Source organism: Pseudoalteromonas sp. NCCP-2140 (genome assembly GCF_023708065.1).
Taxonomy (GTDB): Bacteria; Pseudomonadota; Gammaproteobacteria; order Enterobacterales; family Alteromonadaceae; genus Pseudoalteromonas.
The window spans coordinates 105,826-119,852 of sequence record NZ_BRCZ01000003.1; the positions used below are offsets into that span (position 1 = coordinate 105,826).

12 protein-coding genes are annotated in these 14,027 nt (G+C 41.8%); 5 read left to right on the plus strand and 7 right to left on the minus strand.

Annotated elements, in window-relative coordinates; all coding sequences use genetic code 11:
• Window positions 1-67 precede the first annotated feature (67 nt).
• Window positions 68-1,537, minus strand: coding sequence for an IMP dehydrogenase (gene guaB, locus NFU46_RS07140; protein ID WP_054551225.1), 1,470 nt, complete (start codon window positions 1,535-1,537; stop codon window positions 68-70).
• A 134-nt stretch (window positions 1,538-1,671) separates the two neighbouring features.
• On the opposite strand from guaB, the gene xseA reads away from it, so the two are divergent.
• Window positions 1,672-3,006: an exodeoxyribonuclease VII large subunit gene (gene xseA, locus NFU46_RS07145; RefSeq protein ID WP_251600888.1), complete on the plus strand. Its 1,335-nt coding sequence runs from the start codon at window positions 1,672-1,674 to the stop codon at window positions 3,004-3,006.
• A gap of 2 nt (window positions 3,007-3,008) precedes the next feature.
• Here the strand turns inward: xseA and NFU46_RS07150 are convergent, their stop codons facing one another.
• Window positions 3,009-3,599 (minus strand): hypothetical protein, encoded by a 591-nt coding sequence (locus tag NFU46_RS07150; RefSeq protein WP_251600890.1) that lies wholly within the window; start codon window positions 3,597-3,599, stop codon window positions 3,009-3,011.
• A gap of 86 nt (window positions 3,600-3,685) precedes the next feature.
• Complete coding sequence (cysE, locus tag NFU46_RS07155) at window positions 3,686-4,510, minus strand: serine O-acetyltransferase (RefSeq protein WP_054560835.1); 825 nt, start codon at window positions 4,508-4,510, stop codon at window positions 3,686-3,688.
• Between the two features lie 341 nt (window positions 4,511-4,851).
• On the opposite strand from cysE, the gene NFU46_RS07160 reads away from it, so the two are divergent.
• The 3 genes from NFU46_RS07160 (at window position 4,852) to NFU46_RS07170 (ending at window position 6,846) form a co-directional block, all read left to right on the plus strand.
• A complete protein-coding gene (locus tag NFU46_RS07160; RefSeq protein ID WP_171037172.1) occupies window positions 4,852-5,253 on the plus strand; it encodes a hypothetical protein in 402 nt (133 codons plus the stop codon).
• Window positions 5,254-5,256: 3 nt separating this feature from the next.
• Window positions 5,257-5,574: a helix-turn-helix transcriptional regulator gene (locus NFU46_RS07165; RefSeq protein WP_063527559.1), complete on the plus strand. Its 318-nt coding sequence runs from the start codon at window positions 5,257-5,259 to the stop codon at window positions 5,572-5,574.
• A gap of 330 nt (window positions 5,575-5,904) precedes the next feature.
• Window positions 5,905-6,846, plus strand: a complete 942-nt coding sequence (locus NFU46_RS07170) for a sensor domain-containing diguanylate cyclase (RefSeq protein ID WP_251600892.1) — start codon at window positions 5,905-5,907, stop codon at window positions 6,844-6,846.
• A gap of 35 nt (window positions 6,847-6,881) precedes the next feature.
• Here NFU46_RS07170 and NFU46_RS07175 read toward each other — a convergent pair whose 3' ends face one another.
• On the minus strand, window positions 6,882-9,767 hold the full coding sequence (locus NFU46_RS07175; protein ID WP_251600894.1) for a pitrilysin family protein: 2,886 nt from the start codon (window positions 9,765-9,767) through the stop codon (window positions 6,882-6,884).
• Window positions 9,768-10,014: 247 nt separating this feature from the next.
• On the opposite strand from NFU46_RS07175, the gene NFU46_RS07180 reads away from it, so the two are divergent.
• Window positions 10,015-10,971 carry a methylenetetrahydrofolate reductase gene (locus tag NFU46_RS07180; protein ID WP_175082936.1) on the plus strand — a complete coding sequence of 319 codons (957 nt, stop codon included), beginning with the start codon at window positions 10,015-10,017 and terminating at the stop codon, window positions 10,969-10,971.
• Here NFU46_RS07180 and NFU46_RS07185 read toward each other — a convergent pair.
• The 3 genes from NFU46_RS07185 to NFU46_RS07195 all read right to left on the minus strand — a co-directional run bounded on the left by NFU46_RS07185 (window position 10,968) and on the right by NFU46_RS07195 (window position 14,017).
• Window positions 10,968-11,936: a sensor domain-containing diguanylate cyclase gene (locus NFU46_RS07185; protein ID WP_175082937.1), complete on the minus strand. Its 969-nt coding sequence runs from the start codon at window positions 11,934-11,936 to the stop codon at window positions 10,968-10,970. The genes NFU46_RS07180 and NFU46_RS07185 overlap by 4 nt on opposite strands.
• 48 nt (window positions 11,937-11,984) lie before the next feature.
• The gene (locus NFU46_RS07190) at window positions 11,985-13,220 is read right to left on the minus strand and encodes a DEAD/DEAH box helicase (protein ID WP_175082938.1); all 1,236 of its coding nucleotides are present in this window, start codon (window positions 13,218-13,220) and stop codon (window positions 11,985-11,987) included.
• Window positions 13,221-13,315: 95 nt separating this feature from the next.
• On the minus strand, window positions 13,316-14,017 hold the full coding sequence (locus NFU46_RS07195; RefSeq protein ID WP_130166539.1) for a DUF3581 domain-containing protein: 702 nt from the start codon (window positions 14,015-14,017) through the stop codon (window positions 13,316-13,318).
• Window positions 14,018-14,027 lie beyond the last annotated feature (10 nt).

The window sequence follows — 14,027 nt, forward strand, 5'->3', positions numbered from 1 at the left end:
AAGGGAGATGATCAATAATTTAGGGCTAGCAGATGCTAGCCCATGTAATTTCAATACCTTAAGGTAATTAACCTAAGCGGTAGTTTGGCGCTTCTTTAGTAATTTGCACGTCGTGAACGTGTGACTCACCCATACCAGCTGAAGTTACGCGAACAAATTGAGGTTTAGTATTTAACTCTTCAATTGTTGCACAGCCTGTTAAGCCCATTGCACTGCGAAGACCGCCCACCTGTTGGTGAATGATTGTCGCGATAGGACCTTTATAAGCAACACGGCCTTCAATACCTTCAGGAACAAGCTTGTCTGCTTCGTTCGATTTTTGGAAGTAACGGTCTGATGAACCTTCTTTTTGGTCCATAGCACCAAGGCTACCCATACCCCGGTATGATTTGTAGTAACGACCTTGATATAGCTCAACTTCACCCGGTGCTTCTTCAGTACCGGCTAACATTGAACCCACCATTACACATGATGCACCAGCAACAAGTGCTTTTACGATGTCACCAGAGAAACGGATACCACCGTCAGCAATAACAGGAATATCACGGCCTTTTAAGCCTTCAACTGCGTCAGAAATAGCAGTAATTTGTGGAACACCACAACCTGTTACGATACGAGTAGTACAGATAGAACCAGGGCCGATACCAACTTTAACAGCATCAACACCCGCATCAGCAAGGGCAATCGCACCTTCAGCTGTTGCAACGTTACCTGCTACGATTTGTAGATCTGGGTATGCTTGACGTGTTTGTGCAACACGGTCGATAACACCTTGTGAGTGGCCATGTGATGTATCGATAAGTAATACGTCAACACCTGCTTCAACAAGTGCTGCGATACGCTCATCAGTACCCGCGCCAACACCAACAGCTGCACCTACACGTAGACGACCTTGCTCGTCTTTACATGCATGCGGCTTGTCTTGTGCTTTTTGATAATCTTTTACAGTGATCATGCCTTTCAGTTTAAATGCATCATCAACTACGAGAATTTTTTCGATACGGTGCTCGTGCATTAGACCTAAGATTTCATCACGGTCTGCACCTTCTTTAACAGTCACTAACGATTCTTTTTTCGTCATTACTGTAGAAACAGGTTGCTCAAGTTTCGTTTCAAAACGCATATCACGGCTTGTCACAATACCAACAAGGTTATTGTCAGCGTCGGTTACAGGGAAACCTGAAAAACCTTTGTCTTCTGAAAGCGCGATAGCATCAGCAATTGTAAGATCCGCAGTCACAGTAACAGGGAAAGAAACAATACCCGCTTCGTAAGTTTTAACTTTACGAACGTTTTTAGCTTGCTCTTCAATTGTCATGTTTTTGTGGATGAAACCTAAACCGCCCTCTTGCGCTAAAGCAATCGCTAAGCGTGCTTCTGTTACAGTATCCATAGATGCTGAAACTAGCGGCAAGTTAAGATTGATACCACGCGTTAAGCGAGTTGAAATATTTGCCGTGTGTGGCAAAACAGTAGAATGACCTGGTACTAAAAGTACGTCGTCAAAGGTAAGAGCTTCTTTAGCGATTCTTAGCATAGTGCAACTTCTCACATGTGGATCTGAGTATAAGGAATTGCGGCCAAATTTTATCAGCGTTGTGAGCACGAGTAAATAAAATTATTCATTTATTTGTGTTAAAGTACACAGAGAATTTTTTACTGGGGTTTTTAATGGCTTTTACGCAATCAACACAGCCTGTTTACACGGTCTCGCGCCTAAATAAGGAAATTCGCCATGTTTTAGAACAAGGCTTTTCATCGCTTATCTTAAATGGTGAAATTTCTAACTTTATAGCCCCTGCATCTGGACACTGGTACTTCACTTTAAAAGACGACCGAGCACAGGTAAAAGCGGCAATGTGGCGCGGCAATAATCGCGGCCAAACTTTTCGCCCGAGCAATGGTGCACAAGTAACTGTGCGTGCCCGCGTATCTTTATATGAACCTCGTGGTGATTATCAGCTGATTGTTGAGCATATGGCCCCTGCTGGCGAAGGCTTATTAAAGCAAGAATTCGATGCGCTAAAAATGCGCTTAGCTGCCGAAGGCCTATTTAGCTCAGCCCATAAAAAACCATTACCAACCAATATTAATCGCGTTGGGGTGATCACCTCAGCCACTGGTGCAGCTATACGCGATATTCTAACGGTACTTAAACGCCGTGCTCCGCAGCTAGAAGTCGTGATTTACCCAGCTATGGTGCAAGGCGCAGATGCACATAGCCAATTAATAGAAAAAATAAACATCGCCAATCAGCGTAACGAAGTAGATGTGCTTATATTAGGTCGCGGTGGTGGTTCACTAGAAGATTTGTGGTGTTTTAACCATGAGCAACTAGCTCGCGCTATTTTTGAAAGTCGCTTACCTATTGTTAGCGCCGTTGGTCACGAGGTCGATACCACAATTAGTGATTATGTTGCCGATATTCGCGCCGCAACACCTTCTGCAGCCGCAGAGCTAGTTAGTCCAAATACCGAAGAGCTACATAACAAAGTTACGCAGTTAGTTAGGCACTTAAATCATGCCTTTAAACACGCTTTAGCTGTAAAGCGCAGTACTGCCACTCAATTTGAGCATCGCTTGCAGCTATGCCATCCCCGTAATCAACTCAATCAACAAGCGCAAAAACTAGATGAACTTAGTTTGGCCTTACACAGCGCAATGAGTGGCAAAATCCAGCGATATGAGCGAGTACTTGCCAACCTAACACCACGCTTAATGCAACGTTCTCCTGAAAAGCAGTTAGCGAAAAGCGAGCATCAACTGGCTCAATTGCATGCCCGCCTCACACAAGCGATGCAGCAACAACTTTCAAGTTCTCGAAACCAGCTTTCTTTACAAGCGAGCCGTTTAGATTCTGTGAGCCCACTCAGTGTGTTATCGCGTGGTTACAGCATTACTAAAAACCAACAAGGTGGCGTAGTAAAATCGGTTAACGATGTAAGCGTAGGTGAGCTTATAACCACCGAGCTTGCTGATGGTCAACTGCAATCAAAAGTTGTATAAAATTACTGCGTGCTTGCAATGATTGTTAGACTATCGTCACTTGAGGTGGTGGAGGTAAATTTGAATTGTTTCCACCAGCTTTGCTCCATCATTTTATCGGTCATATTACGCCAATAATGGCTTGGCAAATCATCAACATCCTCTGGTTGCAATAGCTTAAACTGACACACAGAGCTTTTGCATGTTGAGACACTAAGCTGTGGTTGCACTGGTAAATCGGCCATGATTAAAAAATCACTCATAGCTGTTTCAACTTGGTAGGCCCAAGCCTCATCCCGAGATTGCTCTTCTAACAAGGTATAAAGTTCATCCAGGTGTGAGTCGATTTGCTGCGGAGGTATCGCGCTTGATCGGTAACTGGCAATCACTGCTTGTTGGTTTTCGACTTGTAACTTCAGCTCTGCTACTTGTTGCTCAAGCTCGCTTTTGCTAACAGCTGCTGAGCTATCTGAATTGACTTCAGCGACTTGTTTATTAATAACAGGCGCTATAGCAGTGGCTTGCTGCTCTGGTGCTTGAACTATGTGTTCTTCAACAAGTTGTTGCTGATAAGTTTGCGTCTGTTGTTGTGGGTCTGATTGAAAAAGTGACATAGCGACAGCGCCACAAATAAATGACGCTGTAACAGCTAATCCGAAGGATAATTTAGACAATTCCATTGCTCTTTTAAAGTGTAAAACTACAACATAGCACTGGTGTGGGAGGCATTACTAGCGGTAGTCGTACCATCATCTAAAAAGTTTTGGTTCATGCTCTCTGCTGGACAGGGACAGCTCGGTTTGCCGACCACTTTAGCAGGTACCCCAACCACAGTTGTGTGTGCTGGAACCGCACTTAACACGACAGAGTTTGCACCAATACGTGCCCCCTCTCCCACTTCGATGTTACCTAGTACTTTTGCACCCGCACCAATCAATACACCGGCGCGAATTTTTGGATGACGGTCACCTTGCTCATTACCTGTACCACCTAAGGTTACAGATTGTAGAATCGATACGTTATCTTCAATAACTGCTGTTTCACCAATTACAATCCCAGTTGCATGGTCAAACATAATACCATGACCAACTTTACAAGCAGGATGGATGTCAACGCCAAATACTTCTGAGGTTCTGCTCTGAATGAAGCGAGCAAGCTCTTTTCGGTTTTGTTGCCATAAACAATTTGCGAGTCGGTGTGCTTGTATTGCATGGAAGCCTTTAAGGTTCAAAATAACAGTTAAGTAACTATCGGCCGCAGGGTCGCGATCTTTAACTGCTTTTATGTCATGAGCCACATGCGTCAGCATTAGATCACATTTAACAAAGGCTTGGTCGAATAATTCACGGATAGTAAATGCTGATACCACCGCATCTGCAAGTTTATTTGCCACAATAAAGCTCAGCGCCGAACCTAAGCATTCATGATTCAACACGCACGAATAAACGTGACTTGCTAAAAGCGGTTCACGGGAAACGACTTCGTTTGCTTCATCTCGAAGCTTTTGCCAAATTTCATGACGCATAATATTGCCTTTCTGGTTGTACCTAACTGCTAAGCCTTAAGTTTAACGGATTTGTAGCAAGATGTACTAACCCGTTGTTTATTTGTTCTGGTTATATCTAATAACCAGAGTAACAATACCTATTTTTACTCTTTTTGCTGTGCTTTTTTGCCAATCGCATATGACAGTAGCAAATTCTAACTCTAGCCGAGCAACTTAATTAAAGTGCTTATTTTTCAATGACAAAACAGATATGACATCTTGCCTGTCATATGCCAAAATAGGAACTGGCATATCGCTGACGGCGTAAAAAACAAAAATAATCATTAAATTTACATCATCAACTTAACAAGGAAACGATGATGAAAAACGACGTACTAAACTCACACAAGCTAGGTTATAAATTTTACTTTCAAGATGGTGACAACCAAATCGCTTGCTTTGGTCACATCATGAGCGGTAAAGAAAAAGTATATGTAAACGACGAATTGGTAAGTGAAAAACGCAGCTTCGGTTTTAAAAGTCATCATGACTTTAGCTACCAAGGTAATACTTATGCAGTCAAATTCGAGATGAAAAATATACTCACAGGCAAGCTTGAATGTTCGTTTTATAAAGCTGACAAATTAGTTAAACAGAGCACACAAACCTCACTTACTGATAATCCAAAACAAGTAGCTTTGGTTACCTTAGGCTGTTTTCTTGGTGGGGCAATATCGGGTTATGCAGTTGTTACTTTTATTGAACCATTTCTTGGGAAGTAAGTAATGCAACTGAACCCCAATACAATAAAAGCACTTAGGCTTAAATTCGATTGGACGCAGCAGCAACTAGCCGATGCCTGTGATGTAAGCTTACGTACCATTCAACGAGTTGAAAAAGAAGGTGCGGCATCAAAAGAAACCACCATGAGCCTATGCGCAGTTTTTGAAGTGCGTCAAGGTGAGCTTATTAAGCTCGATGACGAAGTATCAGAACAAAGCACAACACATGCAGTGAGTAAGCAAAATCTGGCTGCAATAGTAGCGGCTTCTTCGTTTGTCAGTTTTGCCCTTGGTATGGCAACGGTATTTGTTATTTTTTAGGAGTGATAGATGACTAAAGAACAACGCGGCTACGCTACACTTATAGGCTTTGTAATAGCAACCATGCTATTTGCGCTAGCAGTTAAAATTGGCGCAATGCTTTAGCATTTCTAAGCATATAAATAAAATATAACTGTCAGAACTGAGCGTTGAGCTAGGTGCTGGCAGTTTTTTCATATCAGCACCTACAAATACCTGTAGATATCTACTTTCTAATAGCCAAGCTATAAGTAAAAGACAATACCTTATTAATTGTTTTTTATGTAAACCACGGTGAAAACCCAGCATTTATTGCTAATCTTAAAAAAGTGATAATGGCTAGGAACTAATGTGGTTGAATCAAAAGAGTTTCTAAAATCAATACTCGATACGATCTCAAAACATATTGTTGTAATTGATGAGAAAGGTGATATTCAATTTGTGAATCGCAGTTGGCAAACTTTTAGCGATGAAAATAATTGCCAGTGTAATACCCAGTGGGAAGAGCAAAACTACCTCGCAATATGTCAATCAGCTGCACAGCAAGGTGATGAGTTTGGTGCACAAGCTTTATCTGGTATTAGTCAGGTTATAAACCAACAACTAACCGAGTATTACCTAGAATATCCATGTCATAGCAATACCGACAAGCGTTGGTTTTTAATGCGAGCAGTGCCCTTCGAGCATGCATCAAAACGCTTTATCGTCATTAGCCATATAAATATTACCGAACGTAAAATCGCCGAGCAGCAAGTACAAGAACTTGCTCGTATCGATGGTCTCACACAAATAGCTAACCGACGTCATTTTGATGATTTTTATAAGCAAGAGTGGAGCCGCTGTGCCCGCTTAAAACACCCCTTGTCGTTAGCCATGATCGACCTTGATAACTTTAAGTCTCTTAATGACAACTTTGGTCATCTGGTGGGTGATATTTGCTTGAAAGAAGTGGCAAAACTATTACCTGATTATACTCGCAGACCTGGTGACTTGTGCGCTAGATACGGCGGTGAAGAATTTGTACTGGTACTTGGTAATACGCAAAGCCATCAAGCACAAAAACTCATGACGCGTTTTATGGCAACGCTGAACACGATTCAACTACCAGAGCTTGCCGGTCATCCCTTGACGGTTAGTATTGGTTTAGCAACTATTTACCCAAATAGCAGTGATGATGCCATTTTACTTATTGAAATGGCTGATAGTGCGCTTTATCAAGCAAAAGAAGCTGGCCGAAATCAGCTTGTGGTTGCTGATAACATCGAGCCATTAAACATAGAAAAATGCCCCTAATAAGGGGCATTGATTAAAGCTTGTTTACTCAGTTATTACTGAAATACTTTTTCGACATCAAGTACTGAAATGTTTTTCGCTGGTATTGCAAGCTTATAGTCTGCAATCACTTTATCTTCAGCAACAAGTGCTGCTGGTTTTTCAGCGTTATACACCATAGGTGATGTTTGCTCTGAAGCTAGGCGTTTTTGCATGTCTTTGCCATCACCAGTAATAAACACATAATGAATATTCTCTGTTTGCAGGTTATCGCGAATAACACGGTTAACATCATCAAGGGTTAGCTTTTCAAGCTTGCCGCGCACATAGTCAACAAAGCTCTCAGTGTTATAGAACTCACTATCAAGTGCATAGCCTAACTGGCGATCTTGGCTTGCAACCATTTGTGGCACAAAGTTAATTAAGAAGTTACGAGTCGCTTCAAAGTCTTCTTTGCTGATGCCATTTTTAATTAGCTTATCAAGCTCAAATAATGCCGTACGCGTTGCAAAGTGCGCATCGTTATTTGAACGAAGCGGACGTAACCACACTTGGAAAATTTGCTCTGAACGACCTAAGTTAGCATCAGGTTTAGTTTGGAACATACCGCGTGGGAAGTACTCAATGTATGCATAATCACCATAGTTCATACCACGGGTTTGACGAATGCGCTGATACAAGAAGCTGTTTGAGCTGCGGTGTTCACCAAAGTAAGAGCGCACCAACCAAAGCGCTGTCCAGTCATCGCTACTACGAATTGTATCGATTGGGAAACCAAATGACACAGCGGTAGATTGCGCTGATTTTTCAACAATCGTTGCATGATGACCTTTAAGTTCTGGCGCATCAGGGATCGTTAAGCGGCTTTCTTTACCTTGTGGAAGCGATGTTAAATCTTTCAGCATAGTCGATTTAACATCACCCGGGATCGCACCAATTAGACCCACTGTTAACTTAGATTGAGTAAACTGGTTAGCATAAAACGCTTTTACATCGTCAAGTGTCAGTGCTTCAAGATCTGATAAATCGCCATAGTTATAGCTTTCATACGGATGGCCTTTATAAAGCTGATGATATAGCACTTCTTTACCTAGCTCTTCGTCATTTGACGCTTTCAGACCTGCTTTAATGCTATCAATAAGCTCTTTTTTCAGGCGTTTAAAATCATCTTCTCTAAAGCCAGGGTTTAACAACTGGTCGCTAACAAGTGCATACCACTGCGCGGCATTGTCTTTATGTACACGGCCGCGTAGTGAAATCATCTCTTTATCGATTTGATAGCCAAAGCTTCCCGCTAGTGGATATAACGCTTTTTGAATATCTTTGTAACTCATAGTTTCTGAGCCACCTTGCGCTAGCATCGCTGCAGTGAGTGCTGCTAAACCTTTTTTACCATGTGGATCAGCCGCTGCGCCGGTATTAAATAACCAGTTAACATCAACCAGTGGTGAGCTATTGGTTTTATCAAGTACTTTAAAGTGACGCTCTGTAGGGGCTTGCTCGATACTGGCAACCAAGGCATTTAAATCAACTTCTTGCTCAAAACCAGCCACTTTATCAAGCGCCGACATTGTCACCGTAGTACGGCTTGGATCAACAAAGTACTTGTTTGCTACCGCTTTGATATCTTCTGGCGTGATGCTGTCAGCAGTGGCATAAAGTTGATTAATCACTTCAGGGTCACGCTCAAAATGCATGTAGCTTGCAAGTGTTGAAGCGATTGACTGCGATGAATCAAGGCCATTGATAAAGCTATACTTTAAGTTTGATTTTAGATCCGCTAACTTTTGTGCATCTACTAACTCAGTACGTGCTTGCGCATAAGTACGGTTAATCGCATCACGGGCTTTAGCCAGATCCGCTTCGTTTTCGACTTTTACAAAAACATGCAGTAAACCCGGATCTTTAGTATCTGGGTTATAAGTAAACATTTGGCTGGCAATTTGTTTATCAACAACAAGCTCTTGATAAAGTGCCGAGTTGTTAGAGAAATACAGCTGTGAGATCAAATCAAGAGCGGCACGGTCTTTTTGAGTAGGATCCCATGCAGTGCCTTTATAAGACACAAGCAACCAGTGGCCTGGTAAACCATCATTTTTTTCATGTACATATTTTGCGGCTTGTTGCTTTGGTTCAACAGGAATATCTGCTTGGTAATCGCCTTTTTTCCAATTACCCCAATGCTTTTTCACCATTGCCATGGTCTCTTGTGGATCAACATCACCAACAATGACTAAAGATACATACTCAGGCTTATAAAATTTAGCGAAAAACTCTTTACCATAGGCCATTTGATCAGGCATGGCTTCAATGTCTTCGAAAAAGCCCATGGTGGTGTGCTTATAGGTATGCTTTTCGAATGCTTCGTTACGAACGGCAGAAAGTAACTTACGAATTGGGCTAGCATTATTCTTTAAATACTCACCTTTTACAGTCAGCGCTTCGGTGCGGAATTGCTCTTCGCTGTAAGTCAGGTTTTGGAAAATATCAGCTTCAATTTCGAGCACTTTATCTAAGTGCTCTTTTGAGAAGTTTAAGTGATAGTTAGTGTAATCGTTGGTCGTATACGCGCGATTATCAACACCCGAGTTTTTTAAAATATCTGAATACACATCTTGTGGGAATTTTTCAGAGCCTTTAAACATCATATGCTCAAAGAAGTGTGCAAAACCGGTTTTACCTGCTTCAACCTCATTACGTGAACCAACCGATACCGGAATTTGCAGTGACACAACATCTGGGTAATCAGTTTTAACTACCATCACGCGAAGGCCATTCTCAAGCTCTTCTAATAGATAATCTTGGCTAAATACACGGTTATCATCTTGGCTTACTAGCTGCTCAATTTCGACTTCTTTAACCATAGTTGACTGTGAGTTACTTGCGCAGCCACTTAAAGCAAGTGTTACAGCAACACTGGTTGCTAATAATCTAAATTTCATAATGTTCCCTTGTTAGTTATTTTTCTCATAATCATTGCTGCTTGATTATGCATCAAAGCACCAGAAAATATGAGGGTCAGAGCAATAATTTATGTAAACAGGTGTGTCAATTTTGCGAAACGCTCAGCTTTAAACTTGAGTAAAATTCATAGTGATTGAAAAACTTTCAAGAAAAAAATCTATCTAGACGTCTAAATGGCTGCTATATTGTTTGGCATAGACATTAGCACGAGCTGGAATGAGGATTATGGCTTTATCATTACAAGAGAAAATTGAAGACACCAATCAAGGTGTCTACCTAATTGGTACCACACCACCAAAGTCAGGTACTGATAAAGCACAGCTTGAGACCATTGCTCAGAAGCTACTTGGTCGTTTACACGAAATTGAATACGACGGTGTAATCATCTACGACATTCAAGATGAAAGTAGCCGCATTGCAAAGCCGCGTCCTTTTCCGTTTAAAGAAACGGTAGATCCACGTGAATACAGTCAATTACTTCGCAGCTTGTCGCAACTTGATGTGATCACATATAAGAGCGTAGCCCAGCGTGGTGAAGCAGAATTTACCGAGTGGTTAAACGAAACACGTAACGACTTTGAACTAAAAAACTTAGTGTTGGTGGGTAGTCCATCATCTCATGGCGACATCAAATTAAGCCTACCTGATGCATATAAAACGCTGGCAAAACAGAACAGTGATGTATTTTTAGGTGGCGTTACGATTGCCGAGCGTCATGCCAGCAAACGCAATGAACATGAGCGTTTAGTTGAAAAAACAGCACAAGGTTGTAAGTTTTTCATCTCGCAAGCGGTTTACAATGCTCAAGCAACGATTGATTTAATCACTAGCTATGCGCGTAGCTGTAAAGCACAAGGCACAACACCAAAACGCATTATTCTAACGTTTACCCCGTGTGGTGGTGAAAAGACCTTGGAATTTATGGAATGGTTAGGTATCTCAGTACCAGAAGCAACTAAGTACCGTATGTTAGATTCGGCAAATACATTGAGTGAATCAGTGCGTATTTGCCGCGAAAATCTCGATTTAATTTTACAAAGCTGCGCACATTTAGATGTACCACTAGGTTTAAATATTGAGAGCTTAACCAATCGTAAAGAAGAAATTGATGCGTCAATTAACCTTTACCGTTTACTTAAAGCAACCATGGAATTAAACCTAGCTGAGAAGCAAATAGCTTAACGTGCAGCCTTAGAGGCTTGCTTTTTCTCATACATATCTTCATCTGCTCGTTTTAATAGCTCAGCAAAGTTTTCTTTTGGCTGAGCTATTACCCCTGTACCAATACTTAAGCTCGTAACAGGAATGCCCCGCTTCTCTAAATTAGATTGATAGGTGGTGTTGAGCTTATCAGTGATGCTGTCTATGCAATCACCGGGCTGAACTTGCAATAACGCAATAAACTCATCACCCCCTAAGCGGCCGATAATATCGGTTTCACGTAGGCATTCTTTCATGGTGTCAGCTAAACAAATCAGCGCGAGATCGCCCACTTCATGGCCATACGTATCATTGAGTGGCTTAAAGCTATTTATATCGATAAATAGACAACTAATATCAAAACCAAGTCGTTTCGATATATTTAATTTATGTTGGCAAAGCAGATCTATTGCACGGCGGTTATAAATATTAGTGAGTGAATCGAGCATGGCAATTTCACGCATCTGCGTAAAGTTGTCTAACAGTGCAAGGTCATCTTCAACCATATCGCGAAGCTGCTCGATTAGTTCTAAAAAGCTCTGTTGATAATGGGTTTGTTTAAAATCCATAACACAAAAGGTGCCAAAGGGCTCGCCACTTGGCCAGCTAATTGGCACCCCAAGATAAGACTCAAAACCATCTTTTACCAGTGGGCTGTCATCCCATTGACTATCTTGACTGGCGTGATCAACATAAAGCGGTGCCATGTCACGCAGTACTTTTTTGCAGAAGATATTATCGTCGGCGCTTAATTCAGCCCCGGCATCATAGGGATTTTCTTGTTGCTCACTGGAGACGATAATACGATAGACATCATCTGTTTTATGAACGATAAAACCTGCGGGAGCAGAAAACAACTCGGTCATGAGATCAATTGTTTTCTGCCATTTTTCTAAGGAGAACTGTTTATCAGCGCGGCGGAACGTCCATTTATTCTCTTCTAACATACTAAACTCTCAACTTTAGCCGGAGGATAGTATAAATATATGCCAGATTTAGGAACGTCTCCTACTTTTTTGCCCTAAAATACGTTTTTTATCACGAGAGCGGCGTGCCTTATTAGTATTTTTACGAACTTGCTTTGGCTCTTTGGTTAAATCTGGCTCATACCCTGGTAACCACTGCGGCGTGAGTCTTGTGTCGAGTAAGATATCTATTTCGTCCAATAGCCACTGCTCATCGATGCTAACCAGCGACATCGCCATCCCTTTCTCGCCAGCACGTCCTGTTCGACCAATACGGTGTACGTAGTCCTCAGCCACATAAGGCAACTCATAGTTAATCACATACTTGAGTGAGGCAATATCAAGACCACGCGCAGCAACATCTGTCGCAACCAGTACTCTTGTAGCACCTGATTTAAAATTTTGCAGTGCTTTATCACGCGCACCTTGGCTTTTATCGCCATGAATAGATTCGGTTTTTAAGCCGTCTTTACACATTTCTTTAGCAAGCACATCGGCGGTTTGTTTAGTACGAGTGAATATAAGTACTTGCTGCCAATTTTTCATGCCAATCATGTGTGATACCAGCTCGCGTTTACGGTCTTCATCAACCGCATATACTAGCTGCTCAACTTCAACCGCTGCTGAGTTGCGTTTATTCACTTCAACTAATTTAGGATCATTTAATAACTGCTTACTGAGTTTAAAGATGCTGTCGTCAAATGTGGCTGAAAAAAGTAAGGTTTGGCGTTCTTTTGGCACATGGCGCAAGATGCGTTTAATTTCGTCAATAAAGCCCATATCAAGCATGCGATCAGCTTCGTCAAATACCAAGGCATTAATACTTGAAAGCTTAATACTGCCTTTGATCACATGATCAAGTAAGCGCCCGGGTGTTGCTACCACAATCTGCGCCCCTTTTATGGCTTTAATTTGTGGGCCTATACTAGCACCACCATAAGCCAGTGCAGCTTTTATTTCAGTATGCGCAGCATAACGCTCTACACTTGCAAATACTTGCTGAGCGAGCTCTCGGGTCGGCGTTAAAATTAGGACTTTAACGGCATCTGGGAGTACTTCAGCAGATAGCAAATTGTGCAGTAGTGGTAAAACAAACGCGGCGGTTTTGCCCGTTCCCGTTTGCGCACTACCCATTACATCAGCGCCCGCTAAAATAAGTGGGATTGTTTGCGCTTGAATTGCTGTAGGTGTGTGATAATTCTCTTCTTGCAAGGCTGTTAGCAATGCAGGGGCAAGATTTAATTCTGAAAAGGTCGCTACTGACATAGTCTGAAGTACATTTGGCTATAAAAGCGCTATTGTACGCGGAACATCAGCAACAAAAAAGGCGCAATGAGCGCCCTTTGTAGCAATTGTAAAGATTACGCTGGTTTAAGTGATTCTTTACGTTGATTATAAAAACTAATTAGGTCATCAACTGTTGCTTGGCAATAATCACGAATGCCAGACACAAGCATGTGTTTTTCACCCGACCCTACTTTTTCGCCATTTTCTAACAGGTTGAAGCGAAGCGTGATTTTGCCGCGTTTGCCAGTAAACTCAAAATCAGGCTCAGCAAATTGTAATTCAGGTGCGCTGATATCAAGGCGATCAAGGTTAATCAGCATTGATTCGTAAATCACCATTGGACGCGCTGGATTGATCATTACATCTTGCTTACCCATCAATGGAATAATCACATGCGGGAAGGTCGTGCCAGAGAACTCAACATAGTTTTTGATTAAGCTATTTGTTAACTCAGGACATTGGCTAACAGCCCCTTCGCGTTTCACTTTTAGCATGACTTTTTCGCCATCGGTGATCGCAAACTCATCAGCACCTTCTGGGAAAGTCAGCTTTGAATTTTCATCAACCATGCCTGCAAACGTGAATTCCATTTTTTCACTGATGCCATAGCGGTTTAAAACCAGCGAAAAAAGTAAATCGCCCGGCACACAAAACTTTTTGGCATCTTTATCATGTAACGGATTGAAATCATCAGCCACTAACTTGGCAAAACGACAGCCTTGCTCACGTGAGATAGAAACGTAATCAGCATGTTGCTGATAATAAGGACTTAACATAATTGTTCAC

What these genes read in the sequence shown, in the direction of transcription:
- NFU46_RS07160 (WP_171037172.1), top strand. Translation starts at nt 4,852, where the DNA reads ATGAAAAACGACGTACTAAACTCACACAAGCTAGGTTATAAATTTTAC.
- NFU46_RS07190 (WP_175082938.1), bottom strand. Translation starts at nt 13,220, where the DNA reads ATGTCAGTAGCGACCTTTTCAGAATTAAATCTTGCCCCTGCATTGCTA.
- xseA (WP_251600888.1), top strand. Translation starts at nt 1,672, where the DNA reads ATGGCTTTTACGCAATCAACACAGCCTGTTTACACGGTCTCGCGCCTA.
- NFU46_RS07165 (WP_063527559.1), top strand. Translation starts at nt 5,257, where the DNA reads ATGCAACTGAACCCCAATACAATAAAAGCACTTAGGCTTAAATTCGAT.
- NFU46_RS07180 (WP_175082936.1), top strand. Translation starts at nt 10,015, where the DNA reads ATGGCTTTATCATTACAAGAGAAAATTGAAGACACCAATCAAGGTGTC.
- NFU46_RS07195 (WP_130166539.1), bottom strand. Translation starts at nt 14,017, where the DNA reads ATGTTAAGTCCTTATTATCAGCAACATGCTGATTACGTTTCTATCTCA.
- cysE (WP_054560835.1), bottom strand. Translation starts at nt 4,510, where the DNA reads ATGCGTCATGAAATTTGGCAAAAGCTTCGAGATGAAGCAAACGAAGTC.
- guaB (WP_054551225.1), bottom strand. Translation starts at nt 1,537, where the DNA reads ATGCTAAGAATCGCTAAAGAAGCTCTTACCTTTGACGACGTACTTTTA.
- NFU46_RS07175 (WP_251600894.1), bottom strand. Translation starts at nt 9,767, where the DNA reads ATGAAATTTAGATTATTAGCAACCAGTGTTGCTGTAACACTTGCTTTA.
- NFU46_RS07150 (WP_251600890.1), bottom strand. Translation starts at nt 3,599, where the DNA reads ATGTCACTTTTTCAATCAGACCCACAACAACAGACGCAAACTTATCAG.
- NFU46_RS07185 (WP_175082937.1), bottom strand. Translation starts at nt 11,936, where the DNA reads ATGTTAGAAGAGAATAAATGGACGTTCCGCCGCGCTGATAAACAGTTC.